The sequence below is a fragment of the Ensifer sp. KUDG1 genome, assembly GCF_050434285.1.
Taxonomy (GTDB): Bacteria; Pseudomonadota; Alphaproteobacteria; order Rhizobiales; family Rhizobiaceae; genus Ensifer.
On the sequence record NZ_JBNDIG010000010.1, the window covers coordinates 1 to 23,614 of the forward strand.

Consider the following 23,614-nt stretch of genomic DNA (forward strand, 5'->3'; position numbering starts at 1 on the left):
TGTCCGGCTTCAAATCGGAATCGTGTCCGGTATGCGATCGGAATACCTGTCCGGCTTCAGATTGGAATAGCCGTCCGGCATCATCGGAATACGCACCCGGATGATGTAGAGGCCCTGAAAGCTATGGTTCTCGCCATGGCCGAAAAGGCAGTCCGCGTCGAGGCTTTGGAAAAGCAGGTTGATGACCTCGAGGCCCGGAACGCTGACGCCGACGAACGCATCGAGCGGCTGACGCAAATCCTGAAGGCTTTTGATCGGGCCCGCTTTGGACGGCGTTCGGAAAAGCTGACATCCCCGGTCGATGACGAACAGCATGCCTTTGTCTTCGAGGAGATCGAGACCGGCATTGCGGCGATAAAGGCCCAGGTCACGAAGGGCCGCGGGAATGCGGACGGCAAGCGTGGTCCACGGCCACGCAAGGGCTTCGCGCCGCATCTTGAGCGCGTCGAGATCGTGATCGAGCCGGAAGAATTGCCGGAGCATGCGGGCAAGCAGAAGATCCTGATCGGAGAAGACGTCTCCGAACGGCTCGATGTCGTCGCAGCCAGGTTCCGTGTTATCGTCACGCGTCGTCCCAAGTACGCCTTTAGGAACGAGGACGGCGTCATCCAGGCCGCGGCTCCCGCACACATCATCGAAGGCGGGATTCCAACAGAAGCACTTCTCGCCCAGATCGCGGTCTCCAAATATGCCGATGGCCTTCCGCTTTATCGCCAGGAAGCGATCTACGCGCATGACAAGGTCGAACTTGACCGCAAGCTCATGGCCCAATGGATGGGCAAGTTGGGGTTCGAACTCGACATCCTTGCCGATTACATCCTGAACGAGATCAAGAAGGCGAAGCGGATCTTTGCCGATGAAACGACCTTGCCGACACTTGCGCCTGGGTCCGGGTCGGCAAAGAGAGCATGGCTATGGGCTTACGCCAGGGATGACCGCACTTTCGGAGGCAGCGGTCCGCCGTTGGTGGCCTATCGCTTTGAAGACAGTCGAGCGACCGAGTGCGTCGCACGACATCTGAGCGGCTATCGCGGCATCCTGCAGGTTGACGGGTATGGTGCTTACAGCAAGCTTGTCCGCAAGGATGGAGGCAACGACGGCGTTGTCCTGGCTGGCTGCTGGTCACATAGCCGGCGGAAGTTCTACGAATTGCACGCGGCGAAGAGCTCGAAGGTCGCCACAGAGACGGTCGAGCGTATGGCGAGGCTCTGGGAAATCGAAGAAACCGTCCGCGGCCAAAGTCCCGAAGCTCGTGTCGCAGCGCGTCAGGAAAGTTCGGCGGCGATCGTCCGTGACCTCTTCACACTCTGGCAGGCGACCCTGCCGCGGGTATCGGGAAAATCCAAACTCGCCGAAGCTCTCCGGTATGCCATATCGCGTCGCGACATATTCGAGCGCTTCCTGACCGACGGCCATGTCGAGCTCGACTCCAACATTGTCGAGCGAGCCATCAGACCCCAGGCCATCACCAGGAAAAATAGCCTCTTCGCTGGCAGCGATGGCGGCGGCAGGACCTGGGCGACGATCGCGACACTCCTGCAGACAGCAAAGATGAATGCCGTCGATCCGCAAGCCTGGCTTACCCAGACACTTGAGCGCCTCGCAAATGGATGGCCCAGCAGCGATATTGACGCGCTCATGCCGTGGAACTACGCCGCCTGAACGGCCCCAGCTTGTCGCTTACGAAGTTTCTAGTTCCAGAGTTCCAGAGCTAGGCGCAGACATAGAAGCTCACCGATTGTGAATCGTCCGTCCGCAATACAGGCGCCAACGCTACCAACGCCAGATGGGGTCAGCTTGTCGCTTACGTTTGACGACGGGATGTGAAGCCAGCGACGGCATGATGCCGTCGGGGGGGCATGGTGGGCTATGATTGGAATGGCGCTCAAGCCGCCGTATGAAGATCGCGCTGTTCGTCGTGATCTAAGTCAATCGCCCATATCCACGGCGTGGTTGACCGCGCTTACACCAGTGTTTGCCACCTGCAGGGGCTTCCCGACGATGCCAAGGAATTTGGAAATATCTGTCGTCAAGTGGCGGGAGACATAGATGATGTCCCGGTTCTTTATCGGGAAAGTCTGTCCAGCCAAGAGGCTGTCCGGGCGACTCACGTCGAAGCGGTAGACGAGCGGAACTCGGCCATTTTTATCTGGACGCATTCCCTTTCTGAGCATCTCGTCATAGCGGGATCTTCCCACTAGAGTGGCCGCGATCTCGGGCTCTTCGTACCGGAATAGGAAGAAACCTTGAGCAGTCGCGTTATCATCGCCGCCTCCGCCCATGCCCACGGCCTCAATGAGGCTGAGGTCACGAGAACCGAAAGCTAGTCGCTTGTTCGACTTGGTAGCACCAAGAATCGTAAACTGCCGTGGATCCTCCACGAGCGTGATTTCGTCGCCCGGCCGAACCCAGATGTTCTCAGATGGGTTGGCAATGAGAGTACTCATCAAGACCGTGCCAGACATGTTTCCACGGGTGATGCTGACAAACGTGTCGTATGTCTCCCCGCGCGCGCCACCCGCCTTGGCAATGACATCCGTGAGTTGGTCACCGGACAAATTCAACGGCACGACAGACGGCGCTTTAACAGCGCCGGTGACCGTCACCTTGCGAGACGCGGTATCCAGCGAGGTGACAATGACGTCAGGCTCGACCGCCTTGCCTTTAAGAGCTTCAACGATCCCATGTCGTGCTTGCTCTAGGGTCAGACCTGAAAACCGCACCTCGCCAATGTAAGGAATAGCCGCCTTCCCGTCGGGCTGAACCACCACGACTAACTTAGAGGCCTTTGACTTCGAAGTAGAGAACAGCCCATCCGTCCCAGCCTCAAATATTGAAACAGCGAGACGATCGCCTACGCCGATCGTCGCGTTTCCGGGGCGTCCGCCAAAGCCTAGCCGCTTGGCTAATGTCGTCTGCGAATACGCGGAAATCGTACCTGCTGATCGGCTGTCCACATCGACGACTTCGTAGACCGTGGCGTCGCGGTTTAGTTCTTTGGCCGATTTGCCAGCCTCTGAGAGGATTGCACCTGTTAGCGGCCCCTCGCCGGGAACAGCTGACTTACAAGCCGCGAGTGTCGCAACGAGAAACAAGACGCGAATGCGATTCACTACATTTCTCCCGAAAGGCGCGGCCGCCTTACCACGGAAACAAGCTGAGGTGCAATGCTGTGGAGGCTACTTCAGCCGATGACAACTAGCGGCTGCTGAAGATTCCAGCTTGATGGGGCGCATGTTTTCTACTCTGTTAGCCAAGAGACCTACCACTAGCAAACAGAAAGGTTGTTACTGGGGCTTTTGCAAGATGATGACGTCTTGCCCATCATCGCAATGTTCGTGGTACCCGGACCAAGTCCCGTTCAAAGAGTTGACTATCTTAAGTCCAGAGGAAGCGTTTGCTGCCTCTATGGCGCCCTTCGTAAAAGCCGTCGCCCCGCGCGGAGACTCTGGATTGTTGATATAGCATCCCGGCTCGATCTCGTGCTCAAATCGCAGATCCCACTGGGTGAGGTTTGTTTCCCTCGCCTTCGCAAGGATTGCGTCATCCACGAAAAAGCAGGTCGCGAAAACCTTCCCGCCAGGCGCTAAAATTCGATTGAATTCCTTCAGGTAGTGGCCGATCTCATTTCGGTACATGTGAGTGAATACCGAAAAAAGAAAGATCTTATCTACGCTCCGCGCCCCCGCCGGCAACCGAACGTCCTCCACCCGCATTTTCCCGGTTGGGTGGTGTAGATCGTCTTCTATATCGAGGTGGTGGAAAGAGAAGTTTGCATACTTCGACGCGACATTCTCATTCAACCAATCAATAGATGGCCGGATCAAATCGATCCCTTGATACACACCGGTCGTGAGTGTTTCAGCAAGTGGAATGGCGTCACGCCCGATCCCACAACCAACTTCAAAAACACGGTCACTCGGGCGAATATCGATCCAATGATGGATTAGGCTCTGATGATGAAGGGCTATCTCACCAAAGTTTTCCGGCCCACCACCCGTCATGTTCGCCAGGTGAACAGGGACATCATAGTCCCTGTATTTGAATGTCTGGTGCTCCATCTCGACCCGCCCCTTTTTCGTTGCGCTCGGATGATGCAACCTTTTCGATACCAGTGTCAAAGTTGGGTTATCCTCATCTGGGCATCACCAATTGTTACCGAGGAGTTGCTTCCCGAGGATTCCGCCTAGAGCTGGAAGTAAGGTCGCCCGACAGGGATAAACGCAGGACGCCACTTGGGCAGTGCGAGACAGTAGCGCCAGCGGCTTGCGCATTGCACTCAGAGATCGACGATCTGTCCACCCGAACGCTGCCAGGGCTGTTCCGGAGAAACCCAGGTAAGACACCAGGTCTCCTGCAGTGCCGCCTTTAAGTGCACGCACAAAGCCAGAAGTGAGATATCTCTCGCCTTTGCATACCTTCAAGCTCCCGTAAGTCGCGACGGCCCCGGCCGTGGCAGTAATTGTCACTGCACCTCCGTTTTTGACATTGGCGATTTCTATGTTGCCTGCAGTGATTGCTGCCGCCCGAGCTATCCTCATAAACCTGCGCTACTGCATTCGGGAAAACACCTGTTGCAGTGATGCGGCTGGTCTTTACGAACGTTGAAGACCCGCTAACAAGTACCGTTTTCGAGGGAGCCGTGTGACGGATGTCATCCATGGTCACGCGAACCTAGTTCTTCACGTCGACCCCGTTCCACTGACCGTTAACTGCAGCATCAGATGCCTGGTTGATCAATGAAAGATTTTTAATCGAGCTGTCGTCGCAACCGAAGACTCAATGCCCGTGAGCACATTCTTGAAACGAAAGTTACCTGAAGGCTCAGCCCCTTTCCTGCCAGAAATTTGCGGTCGCACGAGATGCGGTCGGTGCACGTTTTCGAGGATGATCCCCTTTTGCCAACCCGCCGTGTCAAGGTTAGAGCCGAAGATATTGACATCCTCGAGCAAGCAACGCGGGACGTTTCGGTTGCCTATGCTATCAGCCGCCGAATAGCTTATCTTCAGCGCCGTTCCGTTCTCCTGCCGGGTCGTCTGCAGCTCAATGCTTCTGATGTGCGTCGGGAATGCGTAGTTAGACTGAGATATTCTCAACCCACTCGTGACGCCAATGAACCGGAGAACGCTCCTTCCGAAGCCATAGCCTTGGATGTTCACGGGAGTATTCGTAACGATATTGGAAACCCCATCAACGTCATAAGTCTTCCAACCGAGACGAAGCGGGTTCCCGGATGCTAGCCAAGCTGAGGCCGTTCAGCGGGCGTAGTTCCACGGCATCAGCGCGTCGATTTCACTGCTCGGCCAGCCGTTGGCAATGCGCTCGAGGGTCTGGCTGAACCAGTTAAGCGGATCGATATTGTTCATCTTCGCAGTCCGCAACAGCGTCGCGATGGTTGCCCAGGTCCGTCCCCCGCCGTCGCTACCGGCGAAGAGGGAGTTCTTTCTCGTAATCGCCTGGGGTCGGATTGCTCGCTCGACGATGTTGGAGTCGAGCTCGATGCGGCCGTCGGTCAGGAAGCGCTCGAAGATGGCGCGACGCAAGATGGCATAGCGGAGCGCCTCAGCCAGTTTCGATTTACCGGAGACCCGCGGCAGGGTCTTCTGCCAGAGGCGTAGAAATCGGCGACAACCACCGTTTGCTGACGCGCCGCGGCACGGGCCTCAGGGCTTTTGCCGCGGGTGGTTTCCTCGATCTGCCAGAGCGTCGCCATTCGCTCGACCGTCGCCGTTGAAATCTCGGAGCTTTTGCAGCGCTTGCTGCTGACCTCGATGAGATACGCGGATTGACACTCAATTACGTTGACGGGCACAGTCGCCCGATAGGTCCAACGGGTTCGGTCGATTCCGGTCCGACCGGATTGCCATCACTTCAATCGCCCTCGCATTACCGAAATTCGGGCACGGTTGCCTTACGCAGCCGCGCGATAAGTCTTGCCGGTGGTCATCACTGCCCATGCGACCCTTGCGGTCTTATTGGCCAGCGCGACCGTTGCGACATTTAAATGACGCCGAGATAGAGATGGCCGAGTTTCGCTGGTCTGCAGTTTCGACATGAGCCGCCCAGACAGTCTGTTGGCAGGACAGACGTTCCCGATGAAGAATCGCGACATCATCTATCTTTCTATGTTTCTATGTTTCTATGTTTCTATGTTTCTATGTTTCTATGTTTCGCCTTTCGCCTCAGATATGGGCGACTGACGCTCAAGCTGCATAGCACGTGAAGCATCCCTGCTAACGAGAGGGGCTTTTCTTGCCCGATATTATGTGAGGTCTTCAACGCACCACGAAAGCAGCGGCGGCAGTGCCCTTCGCGAATTCAGATCACGACGAACAGCAATGCGCTCGCGATTACCAGCAATGTGGCGATCGCTGCTACAGCAATCGTTATTAGTTCCCGATCGCGCTTGGGGTGCTTGTCCATGCCGGCCCTCTCGTTTACCGTTCAGCGACTTCTCTGACGACGTCGCTGCTTTCGCCGCAACATTCGGTGGCGATTTCCAAACAGCGTTGCCGTTCCGGAGCAATAGTCTCAGCGAACATCTTCGTCGGGTCGCGTGCCCGCGCGTAAGGTGACGGGCCGAAAAGCTCCATGCTGCTCTGGCAATTTCGTCAGGGACCATGATTCGCCTCGGTTGATAATCAACTGAGAATAGGCGGTTTCGCTTTTCTGAGACGTGCGCTCGTATTAGGCGATCCTGTTCGATCAGATCGGCCAATTGGGGAAGCCGGGCCGGCGCGTACGCCATCCCTGTGACAACCGGCTAACCCGGTTCTCAAAGCTTCGGTTTCAGATCGCTTTGCTCACGAGATAGGTTGCGAAGACGGACATATTAGTCCGCAGTCGCTTCGACAGTCTTTCAGATTTGAAGCCCTTTTGAGGTGTACTGCAATCCCGCCGCCTTCCATGCAACAGTTGTCAGCCACCGATGCGGGGCAATCCATCCGGTACGATCCATGCCGAGCTGCTCGAAGTGGGTGTACCTAAAGCCGTGATTGTCGAGCTCGTCGATCATAGGAGCGTATCGCTTGTCTTCTGTGGTAATGCGCTCCGTATTGTCGATTACGATTATCCCGTTGGCTGCCAAAAGGTCTTGCTCCAATGCCTCCTTAAGGCAGAGGAGGCGGTCTCGCCCGTCGATAGATATCAAGTCAAATTTGGAACCACCCACAAGCTCTGCAACCTTGGTTGAGTATGGTCGCGGGAGAAGGTGCACGCGCGCGTGATCTATCCCTTCGATTTCTAAGTGTCCCGTCACTTTCTTGCTCCACGCGGCGTCGTGTTCGAAGCTTATGAGTACCGAGGACTTGAACGCAAAAAAGAGCGTGCTTGCCCCACAACCGAACTCCAGAACTCGGGGCAATTGATGCGTCCGATCCTTCGTCCCGGCTGTGAAATTGCAAATGAATTCGACGGAGTCATCCGTCATCCAAGGCACCGAGCGCATGTGTTCCCCCTTAGCAGCAGCATTGGCTAGGCGTTCATTTCGGGCGGCGGTATTATCAAGTTTCCCGGAATGAAAGAAGGCGATCGACTTTTTCTTCTAGGGCCTGGCAGTCGCGTTCTTGTTTGGCGATCATTGCGGCGCCGTAGCTTTCGATCAAGTTAGTAAGCGCGAGGAAGTTTCCATCAGCAAGTTTCTTTCGATTGGGGAGCCGCATCATTACGCTCGCGCGTCCGATCCGATCAAAGTCCACCTCCTCAGTCTTATCTGGCGATCTATCAATTACAACGGTTAGAGCACGGCGAAAGGGCTCGTGCACTTAAACTTTTCCCACGCCCACAGCATCCATTCTCTCTTAGGCAACCGCCCAAAGGGGAAAGCAATCATAAGCCAATAGCGGAATGGAGGCCGCGTCTATCGCTTCGCCACTGCCGTGTGCGGAAATTGCTCTCGCGCAGTGCGCTTCATGAGGCCAAGGCCTAGGGCACGAATATCAGCGGTGATGGAGGTGGGGCGCACACCCTAGGTTCGGATGAGGTGCATTCCCGTGGCTGATCTCGATTGAGGCCCTGAGAAAAGTAGACCATTGAACCGGTCGTCCTCTCGCCCATTCCGTCGATTCTAATTTTGCGTGCGTTTAGGCGTGCGTCGGTGAGACCCGGTGGGGCTGAAACTTTAAGGGGAGCTGCCGCAACTGGTCTAGAGCCTATGATTGGCGCATCAGCGACCAAGAGCGTATCAGCGTCGAACAAGACGCGTCGAGGCGGTTCTCCGGGAAAATTGATGGTTACGCTGGCTATCGTGCTGCCGCTAAAGCTCAGATCTCCAAACGTTGGTAAATTTGGCACCGTCCCTAGGCCCGCAGCAAGCGATTGGTTGCCGGCGGTCGCAATGGTTGACCGACGCCACTCTCCTGCGGATGGTGATGCGGCAACAATAATGTTTTTCCCGTCGGGACCATAGCGAGTGTACGTCACAATGGGGACCCCGGCAGGCGTCACACTGACTCGCGCTGAGTTGAGTAGACCCTGGTTTTCTCCGGTGGCTTCGATCATCGTGCTGCTGCCCGGGTCAATTGGCGTCGTAATTGGCTTGCCGTTCTGGTCTGTCCAGCTCACAAAATCGCGGGTGCGCGCATAGGTTATCGCATAATTGGTCGCCAAGTCAGGGGAGCGTCGCCAAACGACCGCTAAATGAACGTAGCCATCTTTCGACACTCGGAAGACGGAAGGGTAGGCGCTCGTCGGCGAACCTTCCCAGGTCGAGGCAAAGATTGGAGCGTTAAGCGCGCGTCGCCAGGTTTCTCCGTTACGCACATTCACGAACCATCCGCCGTCACCGCTTAAGCCGTTGCGGTACACGAAATACAGATTGCCGTCCGACCCGTTGATAAAGTTGGGATATGTGACCTTGTCCTCATCACGGCCGATCATTGGAGACATGGAGATGTCGCTGATGTTACCCGGTCTAGCCGACACACCGTAGACCAAAGGGCTGCCGTGCATGTTGGCGGCAATGTGAAGTTGTCCGTTCCGGTCAAAGGCAAGGGCCACCCTATTGTGGCTGTCCCAGCCCGAAAATTGAGACGGTAGACGGGAGCGACATACGACACTCGAATAAAGATTGAGATCCGCAACGGTCAGCCACCTATCGGCATCGTAGTAGCCAAAGTAGACCACGTCGCCGCGAGCGATCGCATCAAATGGGACGGTCGCGCCGGACCAACTGCTATCGATTTGTATGCCCTTGCGGCCGTCACCAACAGACACCGGAATGCCTGCTTCACACGTAGAAGCGCTGGACTGATTGTAGCTGAGCAAGTGCAGTAGAACGGTCCCAGCGAGAATTTTTTTCGGAAGTGATTTGATCATTTTGGAAGCCGGAGGATGTTGACTTAACTGTGCTCCTCTCCATCGAGTCAACATGGCGATATCTGGGCGCTCCAGGTAAATCTTGCGCTGGATTTCATCGAGGGCTACCCACGTCTTTTCGACTAACCCACCCAAGGACATCACGTTAAAGACCGCCTGCCGTTAGAATGGCTTCAGCCGATTATGATCTGATGAACCATCATCGCGCGTTTGAGTACTCGACAAGGCGCACTATCACTTCAACATCAACGGATTCGGACGTGGTCGGCGGCGACCACACGATAGCTGACAACGCGGACACGGCCGACGACGATTACCGGCAAGTTTCCGATGACCGAAACTCAGGGGCACCATGCCGTGTACGTCATTGCGTACCTGGCCGTATTCTATGAGATGTCTGTCGCCTCGAGACGATCCATCCGGAGGCTTAACCGAACATGGGCATCAAGCAGACAAAACGTGGGGCATAACTCTGATCAGAAGGAGTGATGACTACACTCGATCACAAATTTGGCGGACGAGCTACTAATTTCGTAATTGCGCGTAGCGACACCAGCTATGGCGTCCGTCTTTCAAGCATGGCATATCGCTGAACATAGTTCTTTGGAGGGGAATACGTGCAGGGTAAGGCTGAAACAGGGCAACCACGTGATCTGCTAGAAGAGACTTTGGCAACCGCCGTTCAGGACCAGCGAACTGTCGATGAGCAAAGGAGAAGTACTGCGCCCCTGTTAGATGGGATGTCCTTTCACGAGAGCATCAGACACGACGATGATCGCGGTAGCGTCACCGAGATATATGATCCCAGGTGGGGTTGGCATCCCGATCCGCTCGTCTTTTCCTACGTCTTTACGATCCGGCCCAGAATCGTAAAGGGATGGGGACTACACAAGCAACATGAGGACCGTTACTTTGTCTTGAGCGGCGAATTGGAACTTGTACTGTACGATCCAAGGCCAAAATCGAGCACGTACGGCAAAATCTGCAAGGTCTATCTGTCCGGCACCCGACCTCGACTTGTCAACGTACCGAAATTCGTTTGGCATGCGGATCACAACATCGGTACTTCCGACGTTGTTGTCGTTAATTTCCCAACGATCCAATACGATCATTCGAGCCCTGACAAATATCGGCTTCCGATTGACACCGATCTAATCCCGTACAGCTTTGAAGGCGCCAAGGGATGGTGAGCCAGCCTCTAATTTCCATTCTAATGCCGACCCATACGCGGGTCGACGTCATCGGAATCGCGATCGAATCTGTCTTGAAGCAAACCGTTGGTGATTTCGAACTCCTTGTAGTTGGGGACGGCTGCGCCCCAGGCACCGCGGATGTGGTTCATGGCTTCAAGGATGATCGCATACGTTTCTTCGACCTGCCGAAGGCGCCTCATTTCGGCTATGCGAATCGGAACATCGCTCTTCGCGAAGCGCGGGGGAGGTTCATAGGCTTTGCCGCGGATGATGACATTGTACTGCGGGATCATTTTGAACTTCTGATAAAGGCTCTCGGACACGGCGCCGCCATTGCTCACAGTCAGGCCTTTTGGGTTTCGACCGACGGCATAGCAGCTCCATTCCTGACGAACCTTGAAATGCCGGACGAACTCTCGCATTTTATGGAGCGCAAGAATACGATCCCGGCGAGCTGCTTTCTTTATCGAGCTGATTGCCTGCCATCATTGGATTCTTGGCCGGAAGACCTTCCGGCTGCTGCCGATTGGCGCTTATGGCAGCGCATAGTCCGTGAAAACCCGGAACCCGCCGTGGCCCATTGTCGGCAGCCCACGGTGTTGCACTTCTCTGCCAAATGGAAGCGCTCTCGAGAAACTGGGATGAGGCAATTAGCGAGTATGCTGTCTATCGCAGATGTTGCTGATTGGTGGCCCGCGGCACTACGGGTACCAATTCCCTCGGGTCAACCTGAGCAGCAAGCCTACGCGGACCTCCTAAACGCCGATCCAGAGGAGTGGACTGCCGCAATCCGGCAGGCGGGGCGAGATCTTACTGCTCGCTTGGCCTGGGACGACTTGCAAATTATTCGCCCAGCATTGAAGGCTGCGAACGAAAAGTCCGCGACTGCGAAAAAGGAACTCGCAGCAGCGCGCACGGAAACTGCGACCTATCAAGCCCAGTCGCGAATAGCGGAAGACGGCTGGGCAACGTCGGATATCGAAATAGAAGCGTGCCGAAAGAAAATTGATTCTTTGGATAATCGCCTTAACGAAGCGTTACACGAATCCAGGTGTCTGGCGGCCGAAGTCGAACGGTTGGCAGGCGAACTTAGGCGAATTCGGGCATCTACTGCTTGGCGCGTGCACGAAACAATTGAGCGACTCCGATGGGGGCGCACCAAAGCGTCCTAATCGGCCTCAGCAGCGGGCGTCGGGACTCACGACTTCCAATCCAAGATAATTCGTAGATGTGTTCCGGCGTGCAAATTAGGTTCTGACGCAGTTTTGGTGGTGATAGATTTTATCCCGTTCCGATGACTTGGGCTTGGGGCAGGTGAATCTTTGCGCGAGATAAACCTGGCGTTTAACAAGTTTGAGCTTGGTGACCTGCCTCTCCGTCAGGTCGTTTGACCGTGGTGAAGTAATTGCGGCGCTGACGGTCTGCACGATTTTTTGCGCCGCCGTGGCGAATGAGCCGATCAAATCCCCAGCCTCAACGAGCAGCGGAGCGGGTCGTCGCGACGGGTGGTCATAAGACGCACTTTGGACTTGGCCGAGGGCGCTCGCTTCAAGGTGCTGCCGTCGACCTTTCTGCTTTTTCGACTGCGTGCGGCCCACTCGGTAATGCCTCGAAGGCATCCGCAAGCGAGCGCGGGTAGAGTTGTTGCGGGAAGCGTTCGACGCGCATGGCAGCGTCCCGGTGGTGGCGGGACGCCATGGCTGGATCAACAAACGCGCAACAGCCCTCCGTCTGACTGCGGGAATTGCCCCCTACCTCTCTTAGTAGCATTGTCGAGTGTGCCTGCGGCAAAAACACGGGGCGTGTCTGCCTGAGAGCAAATTCAGGGCAACTTGCTCCCGAAATTACTCGTATCGCATAAAGTTTGGGACGGGTATTTGCGGAAACTGGCGCCTCGGCGAATGTCCGACCCACGGAATTTCTCTTTTTTTCCAAACACGTACATTGTCCCTTTTGCTGCCGCTCGCCGCCCGCTTGTGAGCGGCTCTATAGCAGTTGTGCCTTCCGGAACTTTCCCAAAGAGTTCGCCTATTTCGCATTCCATAGCTTGAGCGAACTTCTTGAAGTGTAACAATGGTGGGGTTTTTGGTACCGCGCTCTAGGTGGCCGGCATACGAGCGCTCAATACCTGCAGCCAGCACCAGATCATCTTGCAATATCTGTCGCGCAACCCGCAATCGTCGAAGATTCAGAGCGCCCAGCTGCCGTACGTCCATGGCTGCAAAACAGCATTTGACAATTTATGGAACCACGTATTTTAGGACCATGAAAGCGTCCGTTGCGTGTGGCGTCGCGGCTGCACGTTCACAGGAGGTTGCGATGGAACTTCGCCACCTCTCGTTCTTCGTTGCCGTCGCCGAGGAGCTGCACTTCAATCGGGTAAGCAGTCCGTTTGCACATCGCCCAGCCAGCGCTGAGCTCACATATCCAGGCCCTGGAGAAGGAATTGGGAGTCCGGCAGCTTGAGCGGTCGACAAGGAGGGGCGAGTTAACGCGGGCAGGGGAGGCGTTCTACGATAGGGCGATGCGGATCATCGGCGATATCGGCTTATCGATGCATGTGGCGCGATTTGCTGCCGGTAAGGCGGCCCGCACAATCAAGATCGGGACCGTCTATCCGGCGACGATCGGCGTGCTGCCAGCGTTTCGTGCCCGCATCGGCGGGAAGTTCCCCGACGTGGCGCTGCATATGAAGAGCGGCTCGACCGGTGGCATCATCCGTTCAATCGAGCGGCGCGGATCAATCGCGAGCAGGGCGTCCGAAAGCGGGCAATCCGCGGCTGCGAACGGCGATGGTCGAGCTCGCCTGGTTATGGCTGCGCTACCAGCCGGGCTCCAGCCTGTCCTGCTGGTTTAAGGAGCGCGTCACACAGAATGGCGGGCGATTCAAAAAGACGATGATCGTGGTGCTCGCTCGCAAACTGCTGGTCGCCTTACGGAAGTATGTGAATGGTGGCGTCGTCATCGATGGGGCAATATTGAAAACCGCAATGACGGCAATGCCACACCCCAAACGATCGGCGATGAGGACTGAGCCGCACTTTCGTGCAGCGCACGATGTATCCGGCCATTATGTACCCCGGAATTCTCTGATTCCTGAGATGCATACGTGTGCGTCCCGCTTGCCTTGTCGGATGAAAAACGTAATGTCAGCGTGTCTGTGAAGTCGAACGCTCAGACGAAAGGTCCCTTGCGCTCTAACGGCAATAGGGGCCTTTTTTTGTCCTTGTGAAAGCTTGGATTTCTCGCGAATTGCATCGAATCACGCATGCGAGCTCCAAACTCCGGCCATTGACATCCCCGATCATCCGCCCCTAGCATCCCTCCTGCCGAGGGGCGCACTGTCACGGTGCTGAGATGGCGGTGAGCCAGACCCTTGAACCTGATCCGGATCATACCGGCGTAGGAACGGCGAGGGCCCTTCTGCTCACCAGCCGTCTTTGCGCTTGCCGACCGGATCTCCGTCCATTTCCGGGAGGTCGCTTTGCTCGTGTCCGTTTTTGACTCAAACCGAAAAGGCTCAAGCCTCTTGCAGGTGGGGCTATGACCGCGATTGCCGTAACCATCGCAGGGTCGGATTCTGGCGGCGGGGCCGGCATCCAGGCGGATCTGAAGGCGTTCTCTGCGCTCGGCGTTTATGGCGCCAGCGTGATCACGGCGGTCACGGCGCAAAATACCCGCGGGGTATCTGCGGTGGAGGATATCTCCCCGACCGTCGTTGCGGCTCAGATCGACGCGGTGTTTTCCGATCTTGCCGTCGGTGCGGTGAAGATCGGAATGGTATCTCGCCGGGAGACGATCGGGGTGATTGCGGCCGGTCTAAAACGCTATGGCCGGTTGGCTGTCATCGACCCGGTGATGGTGGCGACCTCGGGCGACCATCTGATGCGCTCGGATGCGGTCGCGACGCTCAAAGAGGAGTTACTGCCGCTGGCGCTTGTGCTGACGCCGAACCTGCCCGAGGCGGCGCTGTTGACCGGACGCCCAATCGCCGAAACCGAAGCCGAGGTCGCGCGTCAGGCAGAGATCCTTCTGAAGCTCGGTGCGCGTTCAGTGCTGATGAAGGGCGGTCATGCCAAGGGCAAGGACGCGATCGATATTTTCTATAGCGGGGAGGGTGTCCTCATCCTGTCGCGGCCACGGATCGAAACCAGCAATGATCATGGCACCGGGTGCACTCTCTCGGCAGCAATCGCCTCGGGGCTTGCCAAGGGTATGCCGATTGACGATGCGGTTGTGGCAGCCAAGGCCTACTTGCATGCCGCGTTGGTGGCGGCCGATGGCCTGACCATCGGCCAGGGGAATGGGCCGGTTCATCACTTTCATCATTGGTGGGGCAACGACAAGGGTCGGGCGCCGCGGCTTCGAACGTAGCCGAAGCCAAGCAAAGTCCTAGCCGGTTGTCGCGATCAGGCTGAGCAGTGTGGCATGGCTTCGGCCCTACCTCAGGCCACTGCCGCGCTGGGCAGGGACTGCTGCTCGCCCTTGAGCAACTTGCGATAAAGCGCCACATGCTCCCGTGCGCAATCGACATGACTCGTCGGCCGCCGAAGCGTCGCACGCAGATTGTCCCATGCCCGCGGGGCGGCCAAGACGTCGATCAGACGGTCGGCCAGATCCTGGGCGCTGCCGGCGCGGAAGTGATAGCCGTCCAGCCGATCGCGGACCTTTTCCGCCATGCCGCCGATGTCCGAACACAGGATCGGCCGGCCGTGATGCAACGCTTCCTGTATAACGACGGGGGAGTTTTCCCACCAAACAGAGGGCATTATTACCCAGTCAACCGAGCGCATCAGCCGCGGCATGTCCTGGTTCTGGTAGGCGCCGTAGAAGCGGACGCGACGACCGGCGTCCTCGATCAGCTTCGCCACCTTCTCCTGATAGTCCTTCGGCTGACGTTCGAGGTTCCCGCCAAAGATCATCAATGAGGAATCGTCGCCCCAGACGTCGTCGGGCACGCGCGATACCGCGTCGATCAGCACGTGAACGCCCTTGAACGGCGTCATCTGCCCGAAATAGGCAAAGCGGTTACGCCGCGCCGTCGCTGACGGCAGCTCGCGGGCCGGCGCCTTGTCGCCCATCACGATGCCGTTTTCGATGACGAAGATCTTTGCGGCTTCGAGCCCCCACTCGACATAGCGATTGGCGAGAAAGGCGCTCGGCGCGATAAAGGCATCGGCGAGATTGAGCATGCCGCGCACGAACTGCTCGCGGCGAACGAACCTCGATACCGGGATTTCGGGGAAACACGTGTGGCAGCTGATCGGCGAGGCGCCGTTGCAAAGCTGGCCCGAGGGGCGTTTCACCATCTGTCCGTGATTGTGGCAGATCGGCAGATATTCGTGGAACGTCACGACGATGCGCGCCTTGGGCAGGGCATCGCGAACGGCATAGAGCGCTTCCAGGCCGAAGCCGAGAATATGATGGAAGTGAACGACATCAGGCTTGATATCGCCAACGAAGCGCAGGAGGTCGCGGCGGATCGCGTCCGTATCGCCGTTGGAGAGGAAGAAATGGTCGAAGTCTTCGGCGTGGTAGAGCACTTCGTCCATGGCAAGCCGCAGGCTCATCAGCGCGGAGGCGCCATGGCGCGGAACCGGATTGCCGACACGGGCAAGGTAAATCGATTCTACGCCCGACAGGCCGTTCAGCGCCTTGTGAAGACCATGCGAAGCAATTTCCGCCCCGCCAAGCGAATGGGTCGGGTGGCCATGGGAGACCACGAGTACGCGGAGTTTTTCGCTCATGCGCCAGCCTCTTCGAAAAATGTTTTGGCAGTTTCGGAGGCGGGCATCCATCGGCCGCGGAACAGCGTCCGATCGACACGTTCGACGAAGCGCGCGGTGGCGGCGGAACCCTCTCCGGGCACCTCGTCGGATCCCACCATCTGCAGGGAAGGAAGCCAGTAGGCCTCGTATCCCTTTCCGCTGAGGCGAAGAGCGAGGTCGAGGCCCTTCAGCGCTGCACCGAGATAGGTCGGCGACAGGCCTGCGTCCTCCATAAGCGCTTCGCGCGGCAGGATGCAGCAATCGAGCGATGCGGATGCAACCCTGGTCAGCTTCAGACGATTGACGGCGCCGACAGGATAGCCCGCGTAGCGGCTCGATTGCAGATGGTCGGGACGATCCAGCGACGTGCTGCCGGCCCAGCGGATCGAGTGATCCTCATAGGCAAGGGTCGGAGAAATGATACTTCCCGTCTTTGCCTCGTAAGCGGAAACGAGTGCCTGATACCACCCGGCATTGGCTGGCGTCAGCGACGAGGAAAGCAGAACGACCGCGTCGCTGTTCACGCTTTCGGCGGCCGCTTGCGCCAGGTCGCATGCATCGCCGGCGCCTTCGACGGAGATGAGCCGCAGCGGCAAGCGATAGAATTCCGAGAGTTGACGGATGTGGACCGCATGCCTTCGGAACCGCTCGGTCTGCAGCACGAGCGCGATCGGGGCTCGGCGCGTTTGCGGATCAAGCGCGAGCAGCCCCAGGAGCGGTGCGAAATCCGTTTCGGTTTCTCCGGCGACAAGAAGGATGGCGGTACCCTCGGCCTGGTCGAAGAGGCCCATGTCGACAACGGTCTCGATGGTCGGTGCGGTGCTGCGCGCCGCCGTCAGGAAAGGGACGATCTGCCGGTCGATAATATCGGGCAGGGCCCAGCTTGTCGGATCGATCGAGCCAAGCAGCCGTAGGGCGGCGGTGCGTGCGGGCAGCCGGACCGGGAAAAGTGGCATGTAGGCGCGGCGGGCGTCCCTGAGGGTGAGTTCGATGTGAACTGGTCCCTCCGCCTCGCCATTAAGCACCTCGACTCGACTAATAAAGCCATGCGATCGGCGGTGACCGGAAATCGCGCTCTTGAATTCCGGGCGATCGACGAAGGCCTCTTCGACGTCGGACCGCTCGGTTCGGGTCCAGCCTGCGTCTAGCCGTGCCCCGCCGCCCTGTCGGCAAAGTCGCACGGTTTCAACATGGCCTTCCGCGTCCAAGAGCCAGCCCGAAATCAAGAAGGCACCATCCTCACCCTGGTAGAGCGCATCCACGCCAAGGCGGACAGGAACCGGAAGGCTTGAAATCGTTTCGGTGCCATCGTATCCGCTCGCGGCATCGCGCAGGCGAAGCATGACCTGAGGCGAACTCTGGCTCTGGAGCAGCATCGCGCGGATATGGCCGGGTGTCTCGAGCGGACCGGTCACGACCCGGCGTTCGTGGAGCCCGGCATAACGCCAGGCGCCACGGCCGCGATAGAATATGCCCTTGATGTCGCGCGCTCGGGGCAGGTCGTTTGCGGACAGGAGGCCGACGAAGCCAGCCGCGCCGTCAGGGGCGTCGTTGCGCTGGAAAATGGCGACGTTGCAATCGGCCAGAAAGGCGTCGTCGCTCTTGACGATCGCCCGGCAGACGCCGGCAGGCAGGTCGTGCGCCCATCCTTTCAGGGCGATGCTGCCGTCATGCCCCTCGCCAAGGAGCTCGATGTACCCGTCGCTCGCAGCTCCCGTCTTGAGAAGGGGCGTGATGGCTGCGAGCCGTTGATCGGCATGCGGCGGCTTGATCAGCACGTCGACCAGGCGACCGAGCACGTGGACCAGCTGCGGACCGGCAAAATCCTTCAGCATCGCGGTCACTTCAACGATCGAAGCGGCGCGTGGCGCAACCATGTAGCGCTTGCCGTTACCCGCCGTGCCGAAGCGTAGGGTCGTCGGCAGACGATCAGAGCCTTCGAGCGGTAACAACGCGGCAAAGCCATGCGTGGTGGAAGACTGAGGTGCCGCCAGCCGCCAGCCGACGACCGACGCCATCACCTGGTTTGACGAATCTTCATTGATCTCGACCGACAACTGATCGGCCATCGGGCCACCGGTACCGATAAAGAGCAGCAGTGTTTCGTCGATCGGGCAGGCGATAATGCGCCCACTGCGCGCGATGCGGCCAAGCGGTGCGGGGCTTGCGGAAAGGCTGAGTTCCGAACTAGGCATGAGATGTGCCTCAGGTCCGAAGAAAGACGGAAAGGATCGCGCCTGCCGCAAAGCCTGCAAGCACGAATAGCAGCAGAAACGCCGGCTTCAGATCGCCGTTCGAGCGCTGCTTTAATGCGTTGAGGCTCTTTTCCATGCCGGCGATCACACCGTCGAGCCGCATCAAGTGGACGTCGAGATCGGTCAGTCGCTGGGTAATTTCTCCGCGGAGGTTCGCGACATCGTCGCTGATTGCTGCAAGCCCGGGGTTTTCGGCTTCATCGCCGTCGTCAACTTTCGACCGCTGCGCGGAACGTTGCGAGACCTGCAATTGCCGTTGCGCTGCCATCAATACGTCGAGCTTGTCGAGCACTTTTGCAAGCGGTGCTGCAATCAGTGCTTCGGCCGCCTGTTCGTCGGGCTTGGGAACACGAAGCGGCAATTCGCCGCCTTTGCCGGTCGCCGCAAGCACGACGAGTTCGCCGCTGCGCGCGCTCGCCATCTCAGGCAACGCGATTTCAAACGCGTGGTTGCCGTCGCCAATCCCGTTGCGCTTGAGATCGGGCCGGTTGCGGTCGGCGAGCGCCTCGGCGATCACCTTGCCGTCGAGAAGCACGCGAATGGCAAGCCGCTTTTCCGGCGTTTCCGGGTCGAAGGCCCAGCCGAAGACGCGGCCCTGGTCGATTGCGTCCACGCGGCCCTTCAGCGGCTTTGCATTGTTCTGCTCCGGTGCGACGTCCGGTTTGTCGGCTGCTACAGACATGGTCTTCCCTCTAGGCGGCGACGGTTACTCTCGGCTCGATCGCGTCGATGAGCGTGAGATAACGCCGGGCCGTGGTATCGATATCGTTGGGCTTGCGGGCATTGGCCGAAAGGCGGCGCCGAAGGTCCGGGCTTTCCGCCATGCGCCGCATGGCGGCGGCCAGCGCGCGCGGATCGTTCGGCGAAACGGTGATGCCGTTGACGCCGTCTTGCACCATTTCTGCCATGCCGCCGATATTGCTGGCGATCACCGGTTTGCGCTGGGACTGCGCCTCGCCGATGACGAGCGGTGCGTTCTCCCACCAGATCGACGGTACGATAGTGCAGTCCACAGCGGCAATGAGGTCGCCGATGTCTTCGCGCCTGTAGGCGCCGCGCTGCTGAACGGAGGGCGCCGTCTTCTTGAAGAGCCGTGCGATCTCGTCCTTGAAACTGTCCGCCTGGAAGGGCGCGCCCCCGTGCACCCTAAGCTCAAAACGCAGGCCCTCGTCGATCAGTTGTCGTGCCGCCTCGAGAAGCACGGACGTGCCTTTCCAGGGATTGAGATTGCCGAAATAGCCGAAGACCGGCCGATCGTTCTCCGGCTGGCCCTTGCGCGACGGCGCGTCTCGTGGCGGCAGGCCATTGGCAATCACGTCGATTTGGTCGCCGTTAAGACCCCAGTCGATAAAGCGTTGCCTCAGAAACTGGCTCGGCGAGATGAAGCGATCGACGGTTCTGAGCAACGCTTTCAGATGCTGCTCGCGCAACACGAAACGATCGAGCGGAATGTCCTTGAAACAGCTATGGCAACGGTCGGGGCTCGACTTGTGACAAAGCTCCTTGCCGCTGGTGCGCACCATCAGCCCGTCGTGATGGCAAAGCGGATAGTAGTCGTGCAACGTCATCACGATCCGGCAGTCGGGCAGGGTGCGGCGGACGATGTGCGGAAACTCGGCGCCAAGCAGCAGCAGATGGTGGATGTGAACTACATCCGGCCGGAAGTCGCGCAAAAGCTCGGTAAGGTCGGGCACGACGCCATAGAGGTCGATCTGGCTCATGAAGAAGCGATCGAAATGGCCGGACCACAACAGCACCTCGTCGCCTTCGGGGCCGATCGCCTGAAAGCTCGTACCGGGCCGCACCTGGCGGTGGGTCTGGTTGGTGGCGCCGAGGAAGAGCGTCTCGTGACCGGCCCGCTGATAGGCGCGGAAGAGGTCGTGTGCAAAAATCTCCGTGCCGCCGGGATGGAGTGCCGGATGGTTGTGCGCGGCGACCAGAATGCGCTTCTTCATCCGCTCACACTCCGGCGTTCGGCGACGAAGACATCCTGGTAGTGTCCGGCACTTTGGCCCCGCCAGTGACCGAGCGATTTCAGGACCGTCGTGAAACCTGCCCGTTCCAGCGCCCGGTCAAGGAAGCCATCATCAAAGCCGACGGCGGCAAGCGGCGGCAAGCCGGGCACGAACCAGCAGGGGCCGTCGCCGCTGCGAACGAAGGCAAGACGCGGATCCCGCCGGCCGTGTTCATCCTTCGCGGCGATGCTGTCGACCACGAAAGCGGTAACGAAGAGGCGTCCGCCGGGTTTCAGCATCCGGTTGATCTCGCTGAAATAGACGAGCACCTCGTCCGGCGGCAGATGGGTGACGATCGACGTCATGATGGCGAAGTCGAACTGGCGATCCGGGTAAGGCAGCTTCAGCGCCTTGCCGTTGATCCTGCCCGACGGGTTGTAGAGTTCGTGGGTGATGTCGACATGCTGGAAGGTGAAGTTCGGATAGACCGGCGTGACGGATTGACGGCACCAGGTGACGCCGCCTTCCACCGGGTCGATACCGACATAGCGCCCGTGATCGGTATCGAGATACTGCGTCAGCGGAACGGCCATGCGGCCGATGCCGCTGCCGATGTCGAGCACGCTGCTTTTCGGTTGCAATCCGCCCATGCGGATGAAGTGGCCGAGAAACTCCGCGCCGACAGCCCGGTAGTTGCCATCTCCAACGAAGACGCTGTTTTGGTCCGGCTGCGGCAGGAAACGATTGGTGAGAACCGTCTGAAGCATGCCTTCGATACGGTCTTCGTTCTGTTGCCAGGCCGGCTGCAGGTTGTCTGCGTGGCGAAGTGCGGGCTGGTTCATGCGGCGCTCCTGGCGGCAGGCTTACGGGTGCTCGGCGCTGCCGCCTCTTCGGCGCCGAGGTAGGATGGCATCAGGGTGGAAATGTCTTGGTTCCAGCGCTCGGTATGCAGCCATGCATTGTACTGGCTGGCGACGCCGCGCGTGTAATCCTGGCTGCGGCTGATCGAGCGCCGCTCCAGATGATAGAGACAGGCTGCAGGCTCATAGACGATGTCGAAGCCGGCTTGGCGGATCTTGAGGCAGAGATCGCTGTCCTCGTAGTCGCCAATGACGAAGTCCTCGGCATAGCCGCCGACGAGGTCCCACACCTCCTTGCGCATCACCTGGCAGGCGCCGGTGACGCCGGGCACGCTGCGCATTTCCTGCGCCGGCGCATAGGCGCCCGGCATTCCCTTGTAGAAATGGTGATTGAGCCAGATGTCCTGCTTGTTACGGGCAAAATAGAGGCCCGCATGCTGCAGCGAGCCGTCCTCGAACAGCAGTTTCGGGCCGATGGCGCCGATCGACTTTTCCTTCAGCACCGGCAGCGCAAGCTTTTCCAGCCAGCCGGCCCCACATGGCACGACGTCCGAGTTGAGCATGACGATGACGGAGCCGCGGGCAAAGCGTGCGCCGGCATTGCAGGCGCGCGCATAGCCGCCGTTGCGGTTCATCACCACGAGCTTCATCGAAAGCCCGTGAAGCAGATGGAAGCCACCGAGCAGGTGTTCCGTCTCGTCGTGGATCTCGGGCGAGTCGAGCACATAGATGATCTCGGCATTGGCCGCGACGAAGGGGTCGGTCGCCAGTCCCGACAGCTGGAAGCGCAGGAAGTCGAGCACGCGGTAGAGCGGAACGACGATCGAGATGAGCGGCGCGGCCATCATCGGGCCGAAGTCCTTGGTCTGATCGACCCTGATCGTCTTGCCCAGTCGCTGCTCTACGTCTCTCAGCGCCGGCGCAAGGATCGTGCGGAATGCCTGATCGTTGGCGTGCTGGGGCGGAACGGCACGCAGGATGCGGTTGCGTTGCGTTGCCGGATCGAAGGGTTGCGGTTTCGGCACCAGCGGCTTGACCGCGCCGGACGCCAGCCGCAACTGGAAGCGCGGCTGGAGAAGGGGGCCAAGCGGGTCGCGCATCGGCAGCCAGCTGACAAAACCGGTCACGTCGGTCTTGGAGCCGTCCTCAGCGCCTCGGGCCCAGCCTGGAAATTCATACCAGTTGCCATCGAGCGGCAAGGCCGTGCCGTCTTCCTGGAGATAGTCGATGCCGGCAAGGACGCCGTTTGCGTCGCGTGTCCAGCCGCCGACGAGCAGGCCTTCCGACATCGCAAGGGCGAGGTCGATCTCAGCACCCGGATGGACTGCGGATTTACCCGCCTGCTTTGCTGGCAGGGCTGAGCGAAGCTGCAGGTCGATCGCAAGGGCCGTGCCGCTTTCCGGAACCTCGCTCAAGGACCGCACGACGAACTCGCGCAAGCCCGCCGCCGCGCCGTGCTCGGGCCACCATTGCTGGAGGTTGGGATAGCGGGAGCCGCGCGGCGAAAGCTCGCGCACGGCGATACCGCGCTTTCCCATGATGATGAGCGAGAGCGCCTGCGGCGCGCGCGGCGATTCAAGAACGAAATGGCAGCGGCGCTGGCCGCGATCGGTTCGGCCGGTCACGCCGAATTGCTGCGGCAGCGGCAAGATTGCCTCGGCGCCGAGCGCATAGATCGCGTTGATCTCGCCGAGTTCGGCATTGACGGTCGTCTCTGCCAGGTAGCGTCCATGCGCGAGCCGACAGGCGATGGTTGCGGGGCGCTGCCCAAGGTTCAGGGCGTGGATCACGTCATCGACGAGGCCAATAAAGAATTCGTCACGAGACAGGCGAAACGCGCTGCGCCAGACCGTGAGCAGATTGTTGAGAAACTTGAGACGACCTTCGGGCTGAAGGTCGGAAAGCTGGGCCGCCAGATCGAGGAAGGGGAGCTTGGCGGTCGGTTCCAGGACAACCGTGTGCAAAACCTCGCCATCCGCGGCGATTTCGGCGAGCTCACGCTCGTTTCCGGGGCGCATCGCCCAGAAGATCCGTTGGCCCCCTTGGGCGCGGGGAAGCGCCATGCTGACGAGAGGCACGAGGGACCGCGACGCGGAAAGTGCGTATTTGGTCTTAGCCGAGAGTTCGGAAGGTGTGTCCCAGATCAACACAGCAACGTCGAGGCCGAGCCTGAATGCTGCGGCGCTTGTGAAGTCGAGGCCGAAGCTTCTGATACGGTCGTCTGCCGTCACGCGCTACTCCTGAAGGACGAAAAGGGAGGGCGCCCCA

At 58.9% G+C, this 23,614-nt stretch carries 15 protein-coding genes, 3 pseudogenes and 1 riboswitch; of the genes and pseudogenes, 6 read left to right on the plus strand and 12 right to left on the minus strand.

The window, feature by feature from the left end:
- The first annotated feature begins 123 nt into the window (after positions 1 to 123).
- Positions 124 to 1,662: an IS66 family transposase gene (gene tnpC / locus M2267_RS22690; protein WP_429117779.1), complete on the plus strand. Its 1,539-nt coding sequence runs from the start codon at positions 124 to 126 to the stop codon at positions 1,660 to 1,662.
- 266 nt (positions 1,663 to 1,928) lie between these two features.
- On the opposite strand, the gene M2267_RS22695 is transcribed toward tnpC, so the two are convergent.
- The 6 genes and pseudogenes from M2267_RS22695 to M2267_RS22720 all read right to left on the minus strand — a co-directional run bounded on the left by M2267_RS22695 (position 1,929) and on the right by M2267_RS22720 (position 9,315).
- Entirely contained in the window at positions 1,929 to 3,113 is a 1,185-nt protein-coding gene (locus tag M2267_RS22695) for a polysaccharide biosynthesis/export family protein (protein ID WP_429117318.1), read from the minus strand.
- Between the two features lie 174 nt (positions 3,114 to 3,287).
- A complete protein-coding gene (locus M2267_RS22700; RefSeq protein WP_252160623.1) occupies positions 3,288 to 4,121 on the minus strand; it encodes a class I SAM-dependent methyltransferase in 834 nt (277 codons plus the stop codon).
- A gap of 1,134 nt (positions 4,122 to 5,255) precedes the next feature.
- Positions 5,256 to 5,749: pseudogene (locus M2267_RS22705) on the minus strand (IS66 family transposase); the annotation flags it as partial.
- Between the two features lie 1,110 nt (positions 5,750 to 6,859).
- Positions 6,860 to 7,447, minus strand: a complete 588-nt coding sequence (locus M2267_RS22710; protein ID WP_252160622.1) for a class I SAM-dependent methyltransferase — start codon at positions 7,445 to 7,447, stop codon at positions 6,860 to 6,862.
- Positions 7,448 to 7,502: 55 nt separating this feature from the next.
- The gene (locus M2267_RS22715; protein ID WP_252160621.1) at positions 7,503 to 7,763 is read right to left on the minus strand and encodes a hypothetical protein; all 261 of its coding nucleotides are present in this window, start codon (positions 7,761 to 7,763) and stop codon (positions 7,503 to 7,505) included.
- 160 nt (positions 7,764 to 7,923) lie between these two features.
- Positions 7,924 to 9,315 (minus strand): BNR repeat-containing protein, encoded by a 1,392-nt coding sequence (locus M2267_RS22720; RefSeq protein ID WP_429117321.1) that lies wholly within the window; start codon positions 9,313 to 9,315, stop codon positions 7,924 to 7,926.
- A 617-nt stretch (positions 9,316 to 9,932) separates the two neighbouring features.
- On the opposite strand from M2267_RS22720, the gene M2267_RS22725 reads away from it, so the two are divergent.
- From M2267_RS22725 to thiD, 5 genes and pseudogenes are all read left to right on the plus strand, one after another.
- Positions 9,933 to 10,505 (plus strand): dTDP-4-dehydrorhamnose 3,5-epimerase family protein, encoded by a 573-nt coding sequence (locus M2267_RS22725; RefSeq protein WP_252160620.1) that lies wholly within the window; start codon positions 9,933 to 9,935, stop codon positions 10,503 to 10,505.
- The gene (locus M2267_RS22730) at positions 10,499 to 11,680 is read left to right on the plus strand and encodes a glycosyltransferase (RefSeq protein WP_429117325.1); all 1,182 of its coding nucleotides are present in this window, start codon (positions 10,499 to 10,501) and stop codon (positions 11,678 to 11,680) included. The genes M2267_RS22725 and M2267_RS22730 overlap by 7 nt, the downstream gene beginning before the upstream one ends.
- A gap of 1,147 nt (positions 11,681 to 12,827) precedes the next feature.
- Positions 12,828 to 13,239, plus strand: a pseudogene (locus M2267_RS22735) (LysR family transcriptional regulator); the annotation flags it as partial.
- A gap of 22 nt (positions 13,240 to 13,261) precedes the next feature.
- A pseudogene (locus tag M2267_RS22740) lies at positions 13,262 to 13,498 on the plus strand (IS110 family transposase); the annotation flags it as partial.
- Positions 13,499 to 13,830: 332 nt separating this feature from the next.
- Positions 13,831 to 13,934: riboswitch (TPP riboswitch) on the plus strand.
- 117 nt (positions 13,935 to 14,051) lie between these two features.
- Positions 14,052 to 14,882, plus strand: a complete 831-nt coding sequence (gene thiD, locus M2267_RS22745) for a bifunctional hydroxymethylpyrimidine kinase/phosphomethylpyrimidine kinase (protein ID WP_429117327.1) — start codon at positions 14,052 to 14,054, stop codon at positions 14,880 to 14,882.
- A 71-nt stretch (positions 14,883 to 14,953) separates the two neighbouring features.
- Here thiD and M2267_RS22750 read toward each other — a convergent pair whose 3' ends face one another.
- The 6 genes from M2267_RS22750 to M2267_RS22775 are packed head-to-tail and all read right to left on the minus strand — an operon-like array spanning position 14,954 to position 23,577.
- A complete protein-coding gene (locus M2267_RS22750; protein WP_429117329.1) occupies positions 14,954 to 16,255 on the minus strand; it encodes a glycosyltransferase family 4 protein in 1,302 nt (433 codons plus the stop codon).
- Positions 16,252 to 18,471: a hypothetical protein gene (locus tag M2267_RS22755; protein ID WP_429117331.1), complete on the minus strand. Its 2,220-nt coding sequence runs from the start codon at positions 18,469 to 18,471 to the stop codon at positions 16,252 to 16,254. The genes M2267_RS22750 and M2267_RS22755 overlap by 4 nt, the downstream gene beginning before the upstream one ends.
- Before the next feature lie 10 nt (positions 18,472 to 18,481).
- Positions 18,482 to 19,213 (minus strand): hypothetical protein, encoded by a 732-nt coding sequence (locus tag M2267_RS22760; protein WP_429117334.1) that lies wholly within the window; start codon positions 19,211 to 19,213, stop codon positions 18,482 to 18,484.
- Between the two features lie 10 nt (positions 19,214 to 19,223).
- Positions 19,224 to 20,486, minus strand: coding sequence for a glycosyltransferase family 4 protein (locus M2267_RS22765; RefSeq protein ID WP_429117335.1), 1,263 nt, complete (start codon positions 20,484 to 20,486; stop codon positions 19,224 to 19,226).
- Positions 20,483 to 21,328 carry a class I SAM-dependent methyltransferase gene (locus tag M2267_RS22770; protein WP_429117337.1) on the minus strand — a complete coding sequence of 282 codons (846 nt, stop codon included), beginning with the start codon at positions 21,326 to 21,328 and terminating at the stop codon, positions 20,483 to 20,485. The genes M2267_RS22765 and M2267_RS22770 overlap by 4 nt, the downstream gene beginning before the upstream one ends.
- Complete coding sequence (locus M2267_RS22775) at positions 21,325 to 23,577, minus strand: glycosyltransferase family 2 protein (protein ID WP_429117338.1); 2,253 nt, start codon at positions 23,575 to 23,577, stop codon at positions 21,325 to 21,327. Before M2267_RS22775 ends, M2267_RS22770 begins: the two co-directional genes overlap by 4 nt.
- Positions 23,578 to 23,614: the final 37 nt, after the last annotated feature.